Source organism: Methylomonas sp. PHL2-19 (assembly GCF_059331595.1).
This window is the reverse complement of record NZ_CP196839.1, coordinates 4322331-4340333: the sequence shown is the minus strand read 5'-3', so window position 1 is coordinate 4340333 and position 18003 is coordinate 4322331. Positions and strand designations below refer to the sequence as shown.

Sequence of the window (18003 nt, the reverse complement as noted above, 5' to 3'; positions counted from 1 at the left end):
ATAAGCTTAGTTTTTGCTTTTATCGACGATTTGGTTGGCTTTGATCCAAGGCATCATCGCCCGCAGTTTAGCACCGACGGTTTCGATAGGATGCTCGGCATTCAGGCGGCGTCTGGCGGTCATTTCAGGGTAGCCGGTTTGGCCTTCCAGGATAAATTGCTTGGCGTATTTGCCTTGTTGAATGTCTTCCAGCGCTTGTTTCATCGCCCAACGGCTTTCTTCGTTGATCACTTTCGGGCCGGTGACGTATTCGCCGTATTCCGCGTTGTTGGAGATCGAGTAGTTCATGTTGGCAATGCCGCCTTCGTACATCAAGTCCACGATCAATTTCAGTTCGTGCAGGCACTCGAAGTACGCCATTTCCGGTGGATAGCCCGCTTCGGTCAGGGTTTCGAAACCGGCTTTCACCAGTTCCACCGCGCCACCGCACAGTACCGCTTGTTCGCCGAACAAATCGGTTTCGGTTTCGTCGCGGAAAGTGGTTTCGATGATGCCGGAACGGCCACCGCCGATGGCTGATGCGTAAGACAAGCAGATGGCTTTGGCCATGCCGGACGCATCTTGATGAATCGCGATTAAATCTGGAATGCCGCCGCCTTTAACAAACTCGGAACGCACGGTGTGGCCAGGCGCTTTTGGGGCGATCATGATTACGTCCAGATCTTTGCGAGGCACGACTTGGTTGTATAGAATCGCAAAACCGTGAGCGAAAGCCAGCGCCGCACCTTGTTTGATGTTGGGTTCGATTTCTTCTTTGTACAGCTTGGATTGGAACTCGTCCGGAGTCAGAATCATCACCACGTCGGCGCCGGCGATGGCTTCCGGTACGTCTTTGACAGTCAAGCCGCTGGCTTGAGCTTTGGCGACTGACGCTGAATTGGCGCGCAAGCCGACGACGACGTCAACGCCTGAGTCTTTCAGATTGTTGGCGTGCGCGTGGCCTTGTGAGCCGTAGCCGATGATCGCTACTTTTTTGCTTCTGATAACAGAAAGGTCGGCGTCTTTATCGTAATAAACTTGCATAGGTTTTCTCGTTGCTGGGTAAATAATAAATGTTACAGGTGTAAGCCTTTCTCGCCACGGGAGATGCCGGTCGGACCGGAGCGCACCACTTCGATGATGCTGCCTTCTTCAAAGCCGTGGATAAAGGCGTCCAGTTTGCTGGATTGGCCGGTCATTTCCACCACGTAGCTGTTGGCGGTGACGTCGATAATCTTGCCGCGGAAGATGTCGACCATGCGTTTCACTTCTTCGCGGGTATCGTGGCTGGTTTTGATTTTTACCAGCATCAGCTCGCGTTCGATATGTGCGGATTCCGCCAAATCGATCAATTTCACCACGTCGATCAACTTGTTCAGTTGCTTGGTGATTTGCTCGATAATCTCGTCGCTGCCGCTGGTGACCAAGGTCATCCGCGACAGGCTGGAATCCTCGGTGGGGGCCACGGTCAAGGATTCGATGTTGTAGCCACGCGCGGAAAATAAGCCCGCGACGCGCGACAAAGCACCGGATTCGTTTTCAATCAGGATTGAAATGATGTGTCTCATTTATGACAACTCCCTGTCTACCGGGGTGCCGGGCGCGACGCGCAATTTCATGTCGTGATGGCCTTTTCCTGCTTCTATCATGGGGTAAACGTTTTCGGTGCGATCAGTGATGAAATCCAGGAATACGGTTCTATCCTTCAATGCGAAGGCTTCTTCCAGAGCGCCACGCACGTCTTCAGGTTTCTCGATCAACATACCGACGTGACCGTAAGCCTCTGCCAATTTAACGAAGTCGGGGATGGTATCCATGTAGGACTGCGAATACCGGCTTTGATAAGAGAACTCCTGCCATTGCCTCACCATGCCCATGTAGCGGTTGTTCAGGTTGATGATTTTCACCGGCGCGTTGTATTGCAGGGCAGTGGATAGCTCCTGGATACACATCTGGATGCTGGCTTCGCCGGTGATACAGGCGACATTGGCTTCCGGAAACGCCAGTTTCACGCCAATTGCAGCCGGCAAGCCAAAGCCCATCGTGCCCAGGCCGCCAGAGTTGATCCAGCGCCGAGGTTTGTCGAAGTGGTAGTACTGCGCCGCATACATTTGATGTTGGCCCACGTCGGAGGTGACGAATGCTTCGCCGCCAGTGACTTGATACAGCTGCTCCACGACATATTGCGGCTTAATGACGTTGCTGGTGCGGTCATAATCCAGGCAATGCACATCCCGCCAACTGCCTATCAATTGCCACCAGGATTCAAGCGCTGACTTCGACGGCTTGGTTTTGCTGTCTTTGATCAGTTCTATCATTTGCTCCAACACCGGTTTGACTTCGCCGACAATCGGCACGTCGACTTTAACGGTTTTGGAAATCGAGGCGGGATCAACGTCGATATGGATAATCTTGGCGTACGGGCAAAACTCAGCCAGTTTGCCGGTAACTCGGTCGTCGAAGCGCGCGCCGACCGCCAGAATGACGTCACTCTCATGCATCGCCATATTGGCTTCGTAAGTACCGTGCATACCCAGCATGCCGACGAACTGTTTGTCGGTGGCCGGATAGCCGCCCAAACCCATCAAGGTGTTGGTGATCGGGTAACCCAGCAATTGGGTCAGTTCGGTTAGTTCTTTATGGGCTTCACCAAGAATCACGCCGCCGCCGGAATAAATCATCGGCCGCTGCGCGGTTAACAATATATCTACCGCGCGTTTGATCTGGCCCTTGTGGCCGCTTACCACCGGGTTATAAGAACGCATGCTGATCTTTTTCGGGTACTTATAAGGCACCTTGATGTTTGGATCGGTTATGTCTTTCGGCACGTCGACCAATACCGGGCCGGGGCGGCCGGTGGTTGCCACGTAAAAGGCCTTCTTCATGGTTTCGGCCAAATCGTTGACATCCTTGACCAGGAAGTTGTGCTTAACGCAGGGCCGAGTAATGCCCACCGTATCGACTTCCTGGAACGCATCGCTGCCTATTACCGGCGACGGCACTTGGCCCGAGATGATCACCATCGGGATAGAATCCATATACGCGGTGGCAATGCCGGTGACGGCATTCGTCGCGCCTGGGCCCGAGGTGACCAGCACCACGCCCGGTTTGCCGGTGGCGCGCGCATAGGCGTCAGCCGCGTGGGCCGCCGCTTGTTCGTGGCGGACCAGGATATGTTTCACTTCGTCTTGATGGAAAATGGCATCATAGATGTGCAAAACAGAGCCACCCGGATAGCCAAATACAAATTCGACACCTTCATCTTTAAGACATTGGACAAGAATATGTCCGCCACTGAGTTCCAATTTTACGTCCTCAAAAAACTAATCGATCGGGGGAAATGCAGATTTTACAAAAAAGGTTGGATAAGCTACTGTTTTTGACCCTTTTCGTCAAGGAAAACCAAGGATTTCACTTGGGTTTTCTTGCCTACAGATGGGTTTTTCCGTTGGAAATTCGCGCAAATTTACAATTGCCGGAGCGGGACAGCTGCGTTGTTTTAAAGTTTAAGCCATGCCAACGAGTGGCGAGCACATAAAGGATATTCAAACTGGATTACCGTACTCTCGATTTGCTCAAACAAAATCATCCGGCATGGCGGCTACTTAATTCGCCGCATGCGCCACTAGTTGCCGGCTTTTTGAACCGGGTGTTTGTCATCCCAAACCAGCGCTTGATTGCCCAGGCCGATCTTGCCGAGGCCTTGGAAGACGAATTATTCGGTTTGCGTGAACAGTTTGGTAACGACATCTTTCCGAAATCGGCGCTGGACTATCTCAATGATTGGGCCGGCAACGACAAGGGCTGGCTGCGCAAATTCTATCGCCAAGGCTCGGACGAACCCTATTTCGACCTGACTCCGCCCACCGAAAGAGCCATCGCCTGGTTGAGTAGCTTGACCGAACGCAGCTTCGTCGGCACCGAGTCGCGCTTATTAACCTTGTTCGAACTGCTCAAGCAAATCAGCGCAGGCAGCGAGACCGATCCCGAGACCCGCATCGCCGATCTGCGTAAGCGCCGCGCCGACATTGACGCCGAAATCGCCAGAGCCGAAGCCGGCGAACTGACCTTGCTGGACGACACCGCATTGAAAGACCGCTTTCTGCAATTCACCGCGCTGGCCCGCGAACTGCTCGGCGACTTTCGCGAGGTCGAGCACAACTTTCGCGGGCTGGACCGGCGGGTGCGCGAGCGCATCGCCTTGTGGGAAGGCGGCAAGGGCGAATTGCTGCAAGACATCATGGGCGAACGCGACGCCATCGCCGATTCCGACCAAGGCCGCAGTTTCCGCGCCTTTTGGGATTTTCTGATGTCCAGCCGCCGCCAGGAAGAATTATCGGCCTTGCTGGAAAAAGTGCTGGCCTTGCAACCGGTGGCAGAACTGCGCCCCGAAGCCCGCTTGCGTCGGGTGCATTACGACTGGCTGGAAGCCGGCGAACATACCCAGCGCACCGTCGCGGAACTCAGCCGGCAATTGCGCCGTTTCCTCGACGACCAAGTCTGGCTGGAAAACCGCCGCATCATGGAAATCCTGCACGGCATCGAGGCCAAAGCGCTAAGCCTTCGCGAAAGCCAACCGGCCGGCGAAGTGATGGCTATCGCCGAAGCCGCCGCCGACATCGAATTGCCGATGGAGCGGCCGCTGCACATCCCGGCCGTCAAACCGCGAATCGATAGCATCGTCCCGGAAACCGGCGACGGCGACCTGGACGCCGCCGCGCTATTCTCGCAAATCGTCATCGACAAGGCGCAACTGGCCCGCCACATCCGCCACGTCCTGCAAGACAAAACGCAAATCACCCTGGCCGAACTCTGCCGTAGCCGCCCCTTGCAACACGGTCTGGCGGAACTGGTCGCCTATCTGCAACTGGGCGGGGACAGCTTCAACACCACCGTCGACGAAACCGCCGAAGACGTCATCGTTTGGCAAACGACGGACGGTGAAGGGCGGGAAGTGAGCAAACAGGCGCGCTTGCCGAGGGTGATTTTTGTCAGGTGACGCGAGCGGCACAGGATGTTCTTATCGAATACGGGGGGCGGAAATCTTTCCAAAATTTAGGCCTATGCTAGGATAGGTGGGTGCTACATGCTGGCAATTAGAGTGGTTGTAGACACAAATGTCCTGGTTGCCGGCTTGAGCGGCGGTAAAGGGCCAAATTGAGAAGTTCTTCGCCGCAGCCTCCAAGGCGGTTTGCAGTCATCTAGTCCGCGTCGAACTCTCCGCAGGCATGCTGAAACGAGTCGGCGAACTCTGTACGATGATCTGGCGGACGCGGAACTCTGTCACTAGCTGGAAAACCATCCCGGTAGGTTCGATGTCAGTGTTTCCGCCGACACCTTCCTCTATTTTGGCCAACTCGAATCCTTGCTTACCGCTGCCGCGATGAAACCGGCAGGAGTTTGGGGTTTAACTTGGAGCATGCTGTCGATGGTGCTCCGGCTTGCTTCGTGCGGTTTGACGTGCATGGGCGTTATGCTCACGGCAAGGACTATGTTGTGCACGCGCTAGCTTGGCTGGATTGAATAGTAACAGCCGCGGTGACGAATCCTTCCGCAGAGCAGCCGGCGCATGGACACCTGGATTGCTGGTCTTGGCGGTGAAACACTGATTAAGGGCAGTGGTAGCGTGTAAATTTAAATTTAGCTGGAACGGGGGCATCAAGGCGGGCAATCTAAATACAAGATCGATAGTTCACCCATTAACTCGCAAGGAGAAATAATGAAGCGAAGAAGTACGAAAGAAAACCTTTTGAAGGCATCTGTGGGAGAAGGCGCAGCCAACGATCCCAAGGACGTCCTAATCGTCGAATATCTATTCAATATCTGCAACAGCGTCATTCGCCGGCCGTTTCCGGAAGCCGGGCGTTGTTCCACTGATTTGATCATGGAAATTCGCCGCTTTCAGCGCAACGAGCTTAGATATCCTCATGCCGACGGGCGCGTCGATCCGGCGGGTAGAACTCTCCACGCCTTGGTCGAAAAGGCGCGGACGCTACGGCCTAAACGTACCGATCTGAACAAATCGTCGCGCCCCTATCTGGCCGGAGGTTCTTGGTGCGGTCCCAGTGGTGAGGTCGCCGGATTATTGGAATTCTTGGAATTTAAAAGGCCGCCTGCCAGCCAGCAAACGCAAGAGCCCGGTACAGCGCACCGCGCGGTTGTTGATAGCTATTTGTCCTTGCGGGAGCGCGCTGCGGCCGGAAAGCTTCACCGTCTCAAAGCGGCCGTCAATAGTGGCGGTTCATTTTCCAAGTTGACCGATGCGGATTTTCAGGCCGCGTTGGCGGCTCTGGGTAACGGCATTACCCTGGCCATGGTCAAGGCCTTTGCCGAAGTGGAGTCGGGCGGGAAAAGCGGATTCGGCCCCGCCGGCCTACCGGTCATTGCCTTCGAAGGGCATTGGTTTAGGAAATTGACGAATAAGAAATACGACCAAACGCATCCCATGCTGTCTTACAAATATGTCAAGAAAGCGGGGCCGGAGTGGCAAGCCAATAATAAGGATCAGGAAACCGCCTGGAAAACCCTCAACGACGCCATCGCCTTGGATTCCGACGCCGCGTTGCAGGCTTGTTCGTGGGGTATGTTTCAAGTAATGGGCTTCAACTTCAAAGATTGCGGCTTTAGCAAAGTTGAGGACTTTGTCACATCCATGAAAGCGGGCGAACGCGGGCAACTCGATGCTTTCGTTGGCTGGTGCAAGGCCAAACCTGCTCGCTTACAAGCCCTTAAAGACAAGAAATTCGCGACCATTGCGACCTTATATAACGGAGAGGATTATGGAAATTATGATGTTTTGCTTGAACAAGCCTACAAGCGCCACGGGGGAAGCTGATCATGTTTAATCGTTTTGGTTTCATCATGGCAATATTGATGGCGACCGAAGTCGGAGCCGTCGAAACCAACCAATTTCACTCGGGTGTTTATGAGCAACTCCGCGTGGCGGTGGCGCCGGACGGCCAAATTACCGGTTACTATCGTGAAGAGCAAGGGGAAGGCGTGAGCAAAACCTGCAGCTTTTACCTGCGTGGACAATCAAATGGAGATTCGGCCTCGCTGACGACATGGAATGTCGATCACTTTCCCGGCGAACTCCGCATCCAAGCCGCCGGAGTCAATTTGAAGGTGGAGCACGGTAACGAACATCCAGGATGCGGAATGCTGTTGCCACCGGCCATCGAACAAGGCCTGAATTACGATAAGGTGACGGAAACTCAATGGACAGAGTTGAGGGTCATATCGAGTCCCAAGACTTACTTCCATTCCGAACCTAAGGCTGATGCCAAGCTCAAGTCTTATTTGGTGAAAGGGGATGTTGTTGGCGTGGTGGGTGCCGAGGGAGACTGGCTGCAGGTTGAGTACCCAGGGACAAAGAAAATGATCCGCGGCTGGATCAGTAACAGTGATTTAGCCGTATTTAAGTCAGGTCAATAGTCGTAGGCAAGATTCCCCTCTACGAGGCGGGTTTTGCTATCCGGCCATAAACATTTAAATATGGTCAAAGCAGCCATACCCGTTTACAGCCGGTTGAAAAACCCGTCTGAAGATTCATGGGGTTTTGTTTGTTAAGCGCGTAAAATTCCGTTTTTCCAGTCCAGTTGGTCATGGATAGTGGCATCAGCAGATTATCTCTGTTGGTTTTAGTTTTGCCCTAAAATACGCGCAATTCAACGCCTGCTCAATCAATACGAGATAAACATGACGGAAACCGACCTAGAGATGGCGCCGCAATACGACCTGTCGGCCTTGGTCATTCCGTTATTGAAAGGCGTGATCTACCAGGAAACCGACGGCGGCCTTTGGAATGCCTTGCTGAATCTGCAAGCCAGGGTGCGGGATTACGTGGCGGTGTTGGGTTTGGAGTTGGTGTTGGATGAGGCCGAGAGTTATGCGTTTTTGCGTTCGCGGCAGGCGGATGCCGAAGACGACGAAGCGGTCGCCAAGTTGCCGCGTTTGATCGCGCGGCGGCCGTTGTCGTTTCCAGTCAGCCTGCTGTTGGCCTTGCTGCGCAAGCGTTTGGCCGAGTTCGACCGCGGTGGCGGCGAGACTCGGTTGGTCTTGTCGCGCGAGGATATCGTCGAGTTGATCCGGGTGTTTTTGCCGCCACGCAGCAACGAGGCGCGGCTGATCGATCAGATCGAAACTCATATCAACAAGGTGGTCGAACTGGGTTTCTTGCGCAAACTCAAGGCGGCTTCCGGGCAGTCGGCCAATTACGAAGTCAGGCGGATATTGAAAGCTTTCGTCGATGCTCAATGGCTGTCGGAATTCGACGCCCGGCTGGCGGAGTATCAAACGCAGTTAGTTAGCGGCGGGGAAGGCGGAGAGTGATTGTTCGTAGATTGATCCCCGCCGCTCTTTCTCGTCGGGACAATACCGTTAGGTATATCGTGGTTTGTCCCCCTCTTTTGCAAAGAGGGAGGCTCCTTAACCTAAGCGGCATTCGCGCAGGGAGGGAGTACGTCCATTCCGTTTTACAGCGTCTTGACCAAAATTCCGCCGCGCCATGACCGCCACTAACGACCTGCAATTCTCCCTGGACTTCGTCGACGATGACGCCTTGTCCGGCTTTCGCTTGCAACGCCTGGAAGTCTATAACTGGGGAACTTTCGACGGCCGGGTTTGGGTCTTGAATTTGAACGGCCGCAACGCGCTGTTGACCGGCGACATCGGTTCCGGCAAATCGACGCTGGTCGATGCGGTGACCACTTTATTGGTGCCGGCTCACCGTATCGCCTACAACAAAGCCGCCGGCGCGGATGCCAAGGAGCGCAGCCTGCGATCCTACGTGCTGGGCCATTACAAATCCGAGCGCAACGAGGTCAGCGGCAGCGCCAAACCGGTGGCCTTGCGCGGCGACAACAGTTATTCGGTGATCTTGGGCGTATTCCACAACGCCGGCTACGACCAGACCGTGACTATCGCGCAGGTGTTCTGGATCGCCGACCGCCAGGGCCAGCCGGCGCGGCTGTACGCCGGTTGCGAACGCGACTTGAGTATCGCCCGCGATTTTTCCGATTTCGGCAGCGACATAGGCCAATTGCGTAAAAAGTTGCGCGGCCTTGGCGCCGATTTGCACGACAGTTTTCCGCCCTACGGTGCCTGGTTTCGCCGCCGCTTCGGCATCGACAACGAGCAGGCGCTGGAATTGTTCCATCAAACCGTATCGATGAAATCGGTCGGCAATCTGACCGATTTCGTGCGCAGCCACATGCTGGAACCCTCAGAAGTCGCGCCGCGCATCACCGCGCTCATCAACCATTTCGACGACCTGAACCGCGCCCACGACGCGGTTTTGAAGGCCAAGCGGCAGATGAGCCTGTTAACGCCGCTGGTTGCCGATTGCCAGCGCCACACGCAACTCAACGAGCAAGCCGAAACCCTGCGTGCCTGCCGCGAAGCCTTGCGGCCGTTTTTCGCCGGCCTCAAGCGCGGCTTGCTGGAAAAACGGCTGGCCGGTTTGGACGAGGAATTGGCCAAGCAGAACGCCCAACTCGAGCGGCTGAACCAGCGCAAGCGGCAACAGCAACTCGAAGAGCGCGAATTGCAGCGCAATATTGCCGCCAACGGCGGCGACCGCATCGCGCAATTGGGATTGGAAATCGAGCGTTTGCAGGACGAGTTGGCGCGCCGCCGCGACAAATCCGGCCGTTACCAACAGTTGCTGCAAAGCTTGGATTTGCCGGCACCGGCAGACGCCGAAGCCTTTCTGGCCCAGCAAATGCGTTTCGCGGAACTGCGGGAAAGCGCCACTGCTCGCGAAGCCGATTTGCAAAACCAGGCCAGCGAAATTGGCGTGGCCTTCGCCCAAGGCCGTAGCGAGCACCAGGACTTACAAAACGAGCTGATTAGCCTGAAGGCGCGGCGCAGCAACATCGAAGACGCCCAAATCAAAATGCGCCAGGCGCTGTGCCGGGCGCTGAATCTGGCCGAGGACGAGATGCCGTTCGCCGGCGAATTGATCCAGGTGCGCGACGAGGACAAGGATTGGGAAGGCGCCGCCGAACGCTTGCTGCGCAATTTCGGTTTGTCGCTGCTGGTGCCGGATGCGCATTACGCGGCGGTGGCCGACTGGGTGGAGCAAACCCATTTGCGTGGCCGCCTGGTCTACTTCCGGGTCAGGCCGAACCAGCGCGGCGAGCTGCCGGAACTACACCGCGATTCGTTGGCGCGCAAATTGGCGATCAAACCCGATTCGGCGTTTTACGATTGGTTGGAGCGGGAAATCGCCCACCGCTTCGACGTGGCCTGCTGCGCGACCCAGGAGCAATTCCGCCGCGAGCAAAAAGCCATCACCCGCGCCGGCCAAATCAAGGCGCCCGGCGAGCGCCACGAAAAAGACGACCGCCACCGCCTCGACGACCGCAGCCGCTACGTGCTGGGCTGGAGCAACGCCGCCAAGATCGCCGCGTTGGAGAACAAGGCCAAGCTGCTGGAAAAGCAGCTAGCCGATTCAGCTCGTCGCTTGGCCGACATCGATAAAGCGCAAAAGGCGGTCAAGGCGCAATTGGAAACCTTGACCAAGCTGGGCGAATACCGCGATTTCCGCGAACTGGACTGGCAACCTTTGGCTACGGAGATTGCTCGGCTGGAACACGAGAAACGCGAGCTGGAAGCGGCGTCCGATCTGCTCAAGCAACTGACGGAGCGGCTGGAAACGCTGCAACGTGCTTTGGCCGATACTGAGCACGCGCTGAATGACAAAATCAAGGAAATCGGCGCTACCGAACAACGCAAACAGGCCGCCGAAGCGTTGTTGACGCAGACCGCCGACATTCTTAGCGAAGCCGGCGACGCACACGCCGCGCAATATCCTACTTTGGAAGCGCTGCGCGGCGAAGTGCTGGCCGAGCGGCAAGTCACGGTGGAATCCTGCGACAACCGCGAACGTGAGATGCGCGATTGGTTGCAGACCAAAATCGAAAACGAGACCAAAAAACTCAATTATTTGCGCGACAAGATCATCGACGCGATGCGCGGCTATTGCGCGGCCTTCCCGTTGGAAACCCAGGAAGTCGACGTCGGCATCGCCGCTGCCCACGAATATCAAACCATGCTGGAAGGTTTACAAAGCGACGACTTGCCGCGCTTCGAGGCTCGCTTCAAGGAATTGCTCAACGAAAACACCATCCGCGAGGTCGCTAACTTCCAGTCGCAACTGGCCCGCGAGCGGGAAACCATCAAGGAGCGCATCGCCCTGATCAACGAGTCCTTGACTCAGATCGACTACAACACCAACCGCTTCATCGTGCTGGAAGCGCAACCGACGCCGGACGCCGACGTGCGCGACTTTCAAAGCGAGTTACGCGCCTGCACCGAGGGCGCGCTGACCGGTTCCGACGACGAGCAATATTCGGAAAACAAGTTTCTGGAAGTCAAAAAAATCATCGAGCGTTTTCGCGGCCGCGAGGGCCAGGCCGAGCAAGACCGGCGCTGGACAGCCAAGGTTACCGACGTACGCAATTGGTTCAATTTCGGCGCCAGCGAGCGCTGGCGGGAAGACGGCAGCGAACACGAGCATTATTCCGACTCCGGCGGTAAATCCGGCGGCCAGAAGGAAAAACTGGCCTACACGATACTGGCCGCCAGTCTGGCTTATCAGTTTGGTTTGGAATGGGGCGCGGTGCGTTCGCGTTCCTTCCGCTTCGTGGTGATCGACGAGGCCTTCGGCCGCGGCTCCGACGAATCGGCGCAATACGGCTTACGGCTGTTCGAAAAGCTCAATCTGCAATTGCTGATCGTCACGCCGCTGCAGAAAATTCACATCATCGAGCCCTACATCGCGGCGGTCGGCTTCGTGCATAACGAGGAAGGACGTGCGTCCAAGCTGCGCAATTTGAGCATCGAAGAGTATCGTGCCGAACGCGCGGCACGCGGCGGATGAGCAAGCCGGCCTGGACCTCGCCGGCCGAGTTGCGCGGCGAACTGGACAAACGCTGGCAGCGCGGGCAAATCCTGACGGAAAGCTTGGCGCCCAGCGGATTGTTTCCGCTGCGGATTCCGTTAAAACCACCCAGCCCGGCGCAACTGGCCGCCGATTTCACCGCCGTACAGGTTTGGGTGGAGCCTTGGTTGGCCGTTGACGCCAAGCATTTTGCCGTCGAATGGCGCGACATCAATCATCGGCTGTCGGGGCGCAACCGTTTGCCGGCGGCGGTGGTTTTCGACAAGCCGGACGACGCGGCGGCGTATTTGAAAAAAGCCAAGGAATTGGCGGTTTTCGGGCAATTGGCGGCATCGCTGGTTGACGATTTCGCCGCCCTGCGGCCTTGGTTATTGAAATATCCGTTACGTGTCTTGGAGCACGCCGACGAATGGCAAAAATTGTTGAGCGTGGCTGGCTGGGTCGTAAAACATCCTCGGCCAGGCATTTATCTACGCCAAACCAGCCTGCCCCGTATCGACAGCAAATTCATCGAAAGCCGCAAGAAGTTGCTTGGCGAATGGCTGGATTTGCTGTTGCCGGCCGCGGCGATCGATGCTACGCAAACCGGCGTCGCCGGCTTCGAGTTGCGCTACGGCTTTTTGGCGAAGCCGGCGACGATTCGTTTCCGCTTACTGGATAGCCGGCTGCGGATTGCCGGCTTGAGCGATCTGACGGTGACCGCCGGGGAATTCGCGACTTTGAATTTGCAGGTCAAGCGGGTATTCGTCACCGAAAACGACATCAACGGCCTGGCGTTTCCGCCGTTTGCCGATAGCATGGTGATCTTCGGCAGAGGCTACGGGTTCGATGCCTTGGCGCAAGCCGAATGGTTGAAGGATAAGGAAATTCACTATTGGGGTGACATCGACACCCACGGCTTCGCTATCCTCAGCCAGTTTCGCCAGCATTTTCCGCAAGCCCAATCCTTGCTGATGGACGAGGCCACTTTAATCGCGCATCGCTCGCAATGGGTCGAAGAAGCTAGCCCGATTAACGCCGAATTGGCTTATTTGACAGTGGACGAGGCGGCGCTATACGACGTGTTGCGGGATCATCGTTATGGCCGTGGGCTGCGCCTGGAACAGGAGTATGTCAGCTTTGCGCTACTGTCGGAACGGCTGGCGGCGCTGGATTTGCTAACGGCTGGCGGCGAGGGCGCGTAGCGGTGAGTGCGTATTTCGTGGATGTTTGGCAAGGCAGATTGAGCGTATCTGCCGACACATTAGCGCGATTGGCGTCGCGATTATCGGACGACGAAATGTTGAAGGCGCAAGCGATCAAGCTTCCAACCTTACGTGATCGCTACGTTGCCACGCGCGGCATGTTGAGAGAAACGCTGGCCGGCTATTTGGCGGCCGATCCGGCGACGTTAAAATTCGTGTCCGGCCCCTACGGCAAGCCGGGTTTGATTGATGAGCCTTTACAATTCAATATCTCGCATACTGCTGATTTATTGTTAATAGCCATCGCTAATTTTGCTGACATTGGAATTGATGTGGAGACGGTTAAGCTGCGGCGCAATTTTGAAAATTTGGCGCAGCGTTGCTTTTCCGTGCGGGAGTATCAAGATTGGTGCGAACTGCCGGTGGAGTGGCAGGCGGACGCATTTTATCGGTTATGGACCAAGAAAGAGGCCTTTGTCAAAGCAGTCGGTCGCGGAATTGCTTTGGGCTTGGAGCAATGCGAGTTTGCAGTGGAGGCGGGTGGGCAGTTGCGAACTATTCCCGACGAGTATGGTTCGGCCAGTGCGTGGCTGGTTCACGAATTGAGTGTTGCTGCTGTTAATTCGGCCCTTAGCGTTTCGTGTTCCGGCGGTGGCTTGAGTTTGGCTCCTGAATTAGAGTCCGGATTTGGCGGTGATGACGGCTCTGGAGTATTGCAGAACCGAGTCGGCAACAACTGCGCGGCATTGGTTACGCCGGCCCGGTGCTATGCTTTGCGGCGGTTGTTGCTGCAAGCCGATTGAGGCTTACTGAAGCCTCGCAATCGGCTTGCAGCGATCGAAAACCCTTTGTGGTTTGTCCCGTCTATGTGGTTGCATTTGCCGGCTATGTGGGTTTTGTAACAAATATCTCTTCCTGTTATTAACGCGCCCCTCTGAATAATTGCCTTTGTTGAGCCACACAGGGCGCCGGATTGCTCACTAAAAGCGGTTTGCCGGCTTTGTTGCTGTCAATTAGTAACTTGGAACGGGATTTGCTGAGTAGACTAAAAAACGGACTATTTAGTGAGGTTGATATGACTATACACATTGCATCCATGATGCCGGACCGTGCGCTTGACGAGAGTGTCATCGCCAAAGCTATTACGAAAATTGCCGTTGATTTGGCAAGATTTCGTGATGAGCCGATACAAAAACGGACGCCGATCCTGGACTTGATATTTCTATTACCCAGCCGCCAGGAGAGGGCTGATTTCGAGGGTTTGCGTTTGCATTCGTTCGATAAAACCTCGCAGACTTTGCGGATAGAATGTGCCGTACCGGAAAAAATGGTGGCATCCACTCACGCTGAGCGTTTTGTGGTCGCGGTGATAATGGACACCATTGATGCCGCTGCAGAATTTTTCACCGAGCAGCGCATATTGTTTAATGCAGCCGGGCATTTGGCATTGGCGGAGGCGCTGGTGGTGCGTGAACACTATGCGATCAATTAATCGATAACTGAGTTTATCGAAGGAAACGCCAGCCTGTGTTTCGACGAGGTAAGCCCGAGCGGAATATCCATGATAAATAGGGCTGGGTTAAGGTAGGCTTACGCCGGGTCGGTCAAGTCCAGCAAGCTAACCACATTTAGTTTGATCGCTAACCGCGTCAACTCGATGTCGCTGTTCACTCCCAGCTTGTTTTTGATCAGGTAATGGCAGTTGCCGACGGTTTTCCGGCTAATGTTCAGCGTATTGGCAATGTCGTCTTGCGTGTTGGCTTCGACCAGTAGGCGCAGAATTTCGAATTCTCTGGCGGTTAAACTATTCAGTGCTATCGAATCATTGCCGAGTTTTTCCAACGCCAACGCTTGGGCGATGTCGGTGCTGAGAATGTGTTTGCCAAGATAGACGTGCCGTATCGCCTGCAACAGCAAATCCGGTGTGCTGCTTTTGGTGACATAACCCAAAGCGCCGGCACGGCAGGCTTGGCGGGCAAAGCTGGGGTTTTGATGCATACTGAAAACCAGTATCCTGGCTTTGTGGTCGCGTTGTTTGAGGCGGCCTATCAATTCCAGGCCGCTTGAGCCGGGCAGGGTTAAATCGGTTACGACCACGTCGGGTTGGCATTCCTTGTATAGGCAATAGGCGTCTACGCCGTTCGCGGCTTCGGCAATGACCTTTAAGTCTGTTTGTTTGCTGATCAGTGAGCGGTAGCCCTCCCGGACTATTGCGTGATCGTCTACCAGCAAAATACTGATAGTGGTTTGCTTGGTCATTGGGCGCTCTCCGACTGCGCTGTTGGCAAGCGGGCTTCGATTATCAGGCCATGCGGCTTTGCTATGCTTAAATTGAATTTGCCGTTTAAGGCAAGGATGCGTTCGCGCATGCCCAGCAAGCCTATGCCGTCGCCCGGCACAAACGGCAAAGTGATGGCGTTGCCGTTGTCTTGTATGGTGATCGATGTCTCGGTGCTGTTGATTGTTAGTGTAATATCGGCTCGGCTGGCAGAGGCATGTTTGGCGATATTGCTGACGGCCTCTTGGGTGATGCGAAACAGACTGATTGCCAGCGATTCCGTCAACGTTCTGCAATCGCCGATGATGCGCAGGCTAAAGTGCGTCTTGCCCAGACGGTTCCAGTTTGCTATCAGGGCGCGCAGGCTGGCGTCCAGGCCTAATTCTTCCAGCTCCGCCGGGCGTAAGCGAGTCAATAAGTTCCGCACACTTTGTTGCATGGCTTGGGTAAAGCGGGATATTTGCTCGGCCTCTGTGACTAGCTCAGGACAATTTTGCTGCGCCGTTTGAGCGATGACCGTCGTGACGGCTTGGATTGCAGTCAAACATTGGCCTAATTCGTCGTGAAGTTCCCGTGCCAGGCAGCGGCGTTCCTCTTCCTGCAAGTTCATCAACATCACAGCCAGTTTTTGCCGTTCCGTTAAGAGTTGTTGCTGATTGTCGGCGAGTTGGTTGATTGCCGTGGCGGTAAGCTGCCATTCCACTAAGTCGAACACGGGTAGTCGGAACGCCAAATCACCTGTACTGAGCCGGTTTAATCCCGCCACAATAGTCTGAGCGGGAAGTAAGGCCCGGCTGGTGACCAAGTAAACCAGCAAGCAAACCGCTGTGATCGTTACCGCCGACAACGCCAGTAAATCTCGGACGTCATCCCAAGCGCGGGTTATCGACAACTCTGCGCTAACCGAAACAGTTAATACGCCGTAAGCCTGGCCGTTGTAAGTTATCGGCCGCTGCCAGTCGAAGTGCGGTCCAAAAATTCGTCGATATAATTCGGCAAAATACTCAGGATAGTGATGGGTGGATAAGTCGATGCCTTTGCAGTAGTTCCGCATCGTTTCGCCGTCATTAGCCAGATAGCTGGCGCAAATGCCCGGTTCGCTAGCGGTCTGTTTCCATAAGTCAAAATCCGGGAAGGGGTTGGCCGGGTTTTCGCCCGCGCTGGCTTTGAATAACTGCAACTCCAGTTGTTTGCCCAGCGCGGCTAAAGTGTTTTGTGCTTGCGCTGCCGATTGTTGAGCGCTGCGATGCAGCACATAGGTCAGCGTCGCGAGTAAACACAGTAAGGCTACCCCCGCAATGCGGGTTAATAAATACAGTTTTAGATTCATGATCGATTCGTGGCGCGCTGATAGTCGGTGGATGTTGCTGAAAAGGCATTTTAGGTAGTTGAGTGGGTGCAGAATAGCTTGATAGCGAGATGCGGGCAATTTGCCCGAGTTTGCCGGGTGAATGTCGGCTTACGGGCGGCAGTTGCTTACTTAAGCTGAGATCCTCTAAATCGGCTCAATTGGGAGGCCCAACATGCTTAAAACAGTGACTGTCAGAAATATTATGGCTATACCGCGCGAAGCGGTATGGTCTGCGATGGCCGGTATTGGGGGTCTGGGGCGATGGTTTCCGGTGAGTCGTTATCTGGGTTCGGAGGCGTCAAGCTTGGGTGCGGAGCTATTATGAATATTGTCAGCTTGATTAAATGCGTGTCGTTGGTTGTGGGTATGTCAACCGCAGAGGTCAACGCCGCCCCGCGGATAGCGGTTTTGGATTTTGAATTGAACGACATAACGTCGCTGCCGAACACGTCGACGGAAATTAGCCGCACTTCCTGTATGGCGCCTTTGTTGATGGCAGCCTTAAGCCGGTCGGGTGCTTATCAAATCGTTGCTGTCGATGCGGAAAGTCAGAAAACCGCCAACAGTGGCTTTGGCTACTTGTTTCGCTTTCACGATTTGGCAGCAGACTTGGGGCAGCAGCGGGGTGCGGATTGGGTGCTGGTTGGTCAACATAGCAAACCGAGCTTTTTGTTCTCGTATCTGTGGGTATATTTGATCGACGTTAATAAGCGGGCGGCGGTAGCGCGTTATGACATCGAGTTGAAGGGTAGTCATCAGAAAGTCACTCAGCACGCTATCGATACCTTGGCTGGAAAGATCAGAGCTACGCTCACCGAGTACAGCATCAATTAGTTTTACGGTTGCAATAGGCATAAAAAAAGCCGCTGAGTAGCGGCTTTTCTTTGTTCCCAATAAGAAACGTTTAACGTTTTGAGTATTGAGGACGTTTTCTGGCTTTGTGCAAGCCGACTTTTTTACGTTCAACTTCACGAGCATCGCGAGTAACGTAACCGGCTTTTCTCAATGGTGGTCTCAAGGCTTCGTCGAAAACCATCAATGCACGGGTCAGACCGTGGCGAATGGCGCCAGCTTGGCCTGAAGGGCCGCCGCCGGTAACGACGATGTTGATGTCGAAATCACCGGTTTTACCCAACAACTCCAGCGGTTGTCTGGCAATCATTTCGTCGGTTTTGCGGCCGAAATATTGTTCAACAGGGAGTTTGTTGATGGTGAATTTTCCTGAACCGACTGTGGCGTAGACGCGAGCGATTGCGCTTTTGCGACGACCTGTTCCGTAGTATTGAGCTGCCATAAACTATCTACC

The 18003-nt window shown here is 55.0% G+C and carries 16 protein-coding genes; 10 read left to right on the top strand and 6 right to left on the bottom strand.

Annotated elements, in window-relative coordinates:
* Positions 1–6 precede the first annotated feature (6 nt).
* Genes ilvC through ACR02O_RS19965 form a run of 3 tightly spaced genes read right to left on the bottom strand, consistent with a single transcriptional unit; the run spans position 7 to position 3284 of the window.
* Positions 7–1023: a ketol-acid reductoisomerase gene (gene ilvC / locus ACR02O_RS19975; protein ID WP_033158860.1), complete on the bottom strand. Its 1017-nt coding sequence runs from the start codon at positions 1021–1023 to the stop codon at positions 7–9.
* 32 nt (positions 1024–1055) lie between these two features.
* Positions 1056–1547: an acetolactate synthase small subunit gene (gene ilvN / locus ACR02O_RS19970; RefSeq protein WP_101051816.1), complete on the bottom strand. Its 492-nt coding sequence runs from the start codon at positions 1545–1547 to the stop codon at positions 1056–1058.
* Positions 1548–3284, bottom strand: coding sequence for an acetolactate synthase 3 large subunit (locus ACR02O_RS19965; RefSeq protein ID WP_033158862.1), 1737 nt, complete (start codon positions 3282–3284; stop codon positions 1548–1550). It lies immediately after the preceding gene.
* 266 nt (positions 3285–3550) lie between these two features.
* On the opposite strand from ACR02O_RS19965, the gene ACR02O_RS19960 reads away from it, so the two are divergent.
* The 8 genes from ACR02O_RS19960 to ACR02O_RS19925 all read left to right on the top strand — a co-directional run bounded on the left by ACR02O_RS19960 (position 3551) and on the right by ACR02O_RS19925 (position 14560).
* Positions 3551–4978 (top strand): DUF3375 domain-containing protein, encoded by a 1428-nt coding sequence (locus ACR02O_RS19960; protein ID WP_458138117.1) that lies wholly within the window; start codon positions 3551–3553, stop codon positions 4976–4978.
* A gap of 720 nt (positions 4979–5698) precedes the next feature.
* Positions 5699–6814 (top strand): N-acetylmuramidase family protein, encoded by a 1116-nt coding sequence (locus tag ACR02O_RS19955; RefSeq protein WP_458138116.1) that lies wholly within the window; start codon positions 5699–5701, stop codon positions 6812–6814.
* Positions 6815–6816: 2 nt separating this feature from the next.
* Positions 6817–7413 (top strand): SH3 domain-containing protein, encoded by a 597-nt coding sequence (locus ACR02O_RS19950; protein ID WP_494522283.1) that lies wholly within the window; start codon positions 6817–6819, stop codon positions 7411–7413.
* Between the two features lie 264 nt (positions 7414–7677).
* The gene (locus tag ACR02O_RS19945; RefSeq protein WP_458138115.1) at positions 7678–8310 is read left to right on the top strand and encodes a DUF4194 domain-containing protein; all 633 of its coding nucleotides are present in this window, start codon (positions 7678–7680) and stop codon (positions 8308–8310) included.
* Positions 8311–8485: 175 nt separating this feature from the next.
* Positions 8486–11863 (top strand): ATP-binding protein, encoded by a 3378-nt coding sequence (locus tag ACR02O_RS19940; RefSeq protein ID WP_494522282.1) that lies wholly within the window; start codon positions 8486–8488, stop codon positions 11861–11863.
* Positions 11860–13068: a Wadjet anti-phage system protein JetD domain-containing protein gene (locus ACR02O_RS19935; protein ID WP_101051813.1), complete on the top strand. Its 1209-nt coding sequence runs from the start codon at positions 11860–11862 to the stop codon at positions 13066–13068. The genes ACR02O_RS19940 and ACR02O_RS19935 overlap by 4 nt, the downstream gene beginning before the upstream one ends.
* Positions 13069–13070: 2 nt before the next feature.
* Positions 13071–13871, top strand: coding sequence for a 4'-phosphopantetheinyl transferase family protein (locus tag ACR02O_RS19930; RefSeq protein WP_240348225.1), 801 nt, complete (start codon positions 13071–13073; stop codon positions 13869–13871).
* A gap of 272 nt (positions 13872–14143) precedes the next feature.
* Complete coding sequence (locus tag ACR02O_RS19925; RefSeq protein WP_225893035.1) at positions 14144–14560, top strand: hypothetical protein; 417 nt, start codon at positions 14144–14146, stop codon at positions 14558–14560.
* A 98-nt stretch (positions 14561–14658) separates the two neighbouring features.
* On the opposite strand, the gene ACR02O_RS19920 is transcribed toward ACR02O_RS19925, so the two are convergent.
* Together ACR02O_RS19920 and ACR02O_RS19915 are read right to left on the bottom strand one after the other, a co-directional pair.
* Complete coding sequence (locus tag ACR02O_RS19920; protein ID WP_458138111.1) at positions 14659–15327, bottom strand: response regulator; 669 nt, start codon at positions 15325–15327, stop codon at positions 14659–14661.
* The gene (locus ACR02O_RS19915) at positions 15324–16676 is read right to left on the bottom strand and encodes a histidine kinase (protein ID WP_458138110.1); all 1353 of its coding nucleotides are present in this window, start codon (positions 16674–16676) and stop codon (positions 15324–15326) included. Before ACR02O_RS19915 ends, ACR02O_RS19920 begins: the two co-directional genes overlap by 4 nt.
* A gap of 193 nt (positions 16677–16869) precedes the next feature.
* On the opposite strand from ACR02O_RS19915, the gene ACR02O_RS19910 reads away from it, so the two are divergent.
* Together ACR02O_RS19910 and ACR02O_RS19905 are read left to right on the top strand one after the other, a co-directional pair.
* On the top strand, positions 16870–17022 hold the full coding sequence (locus ACR02O_RS19910) for a hypothetical protein (RefSeq protein WP_171696295.1): 153 nt from the start codon (positions 16870–16872) through the stop codon (positions 17020–17022).
* Complete coding sequence (locus ACR02O_RS19905; protein WP_458138109.1) at positions 17019–17531, top strand: DUF2380 domain-containing protein; 513 nt, start codon at positions 17019–17021, stop codon at positions 17529–17531. Before ACR02O_RS19910 ends, ACR02O_RS19905 begins: the two co-directional genes overlap by 4 nt.
* A gap of 70 nt (positions 17532–17601) precedes the next feature.
* Here the strand turns inward: ACR02O_RS19905 and rpsI are convergent, their stop codons facing one another.
* Positions 17602–17991: a 30S ribosomal protein S9 gene (gene rpsI, locus ACR02O_RS19900; protein ID WP_033158870.1), complete on the bottom strand. Its 390-nt coding sequence runs from the start codon at positions 17989–17991 to the stop codon at positions 17602–17604.
* Positions 17992–18003 lie beyond the last annotated feature (12 nt).

What these genes read in the sequence shown, in the direction of transcription:
- ilvN (WP_101051816.1), bottom strand. Translation starts at nt 1,547, where the DNA reads ATGAGACACATCATTTCAATCCTGATTGAAAACGAATCCGGTGCTTTG.
- ACR02O_RS19910 (WP_171696295.1), top strand. Translation starts at nt 16,870, where the DNA reads ATGCTTAAAACAGTGACTGTCAGAAATATTATGGCTATACCGCGCGAA.
- ACR02O_RS19905 (WP_458138109.1), top strand. Translation starts at nt 17,019, where the DNA reads ATGAATATTGTCAGCTTGATTAAATGCGTGTCGTTGGTTGTGGGTATG.
- ACR02O_RS19950 (WP_494522283.1), top strand. Translation starts at nt 6,817, where the DNA reads ATGTTTAATCGTTTTGGTTTCATCATGGCAATATTGATGGCGACCGAA.
- ACR02O_RS19935 (WP_101051813.1), top strand. Translation starts at nt 11,860, where the DNA reads ATGAGCAAGCCGGCCTGGACCTCGCCGGCCGAGTTGCGCGGCGAACTG.
- ilvC (WP_033158860.1), bottom strand. Translation starts at nt 1,023, where the DNA reads ATGCAAGTTTATTACGATAAAGACGCCGACCTTTCTGTTATCAGAAGC.
- ACR02O_RS19940 (WP_494522282.1), top strand. Translation starts at nt 8,486, where the DNA reads ATGACCGCCACTAACGACCTGCAATTCTCCCTGGACTTCGTCGACGAT.
- ACR02O_RS19915 (WP_458138110.1), bottom strand. Translation starts at nt 16,676, where the DNA reads ATGAATCTAAAACTGTATTTATTAACCCGCATTGCGGGGGTAGCCTTA.
- ACR02O_RS19945 (WP_458138115.1), top strand. Translation starts at nt 7,678, where the DNA reads ATGACGGAAACCGACCTAGAGATGGCGCCGCAATACGACCTGTCGGCC.
- rpsI (WP_033158870.1), bottom strand. Translation starts at nt 17,991, where the DNA reads ATGGCAGCTCAATACTACGGAACAGGTCGTCGCAAAAGCGCAATCGCT.
- ACR02O_RS19955 (WP_458138116.1), top strand. Translation starts at nt 5,699, where the DNA reads ATGAAGCGAAGAAGTACGAAAGAAAACCTTTTGAAGGCATCTGTGGGA.
- ACR02O_RS19925 (WP_225893035.1), top strand. Translation starts at nt 14,144, where the DNA reads ATGACTATACACATTGCATCCATGATGCCGGACCGTGCGCTTGACGAG.
- ACR02O_RS19920 (WP_458138111.1), bottom strand. Translation starts at nt 15,327, where the DNA reads ATGACCAAGCAAACCACTATCAGTATTTTGCTGGTAGACGATCACGCA.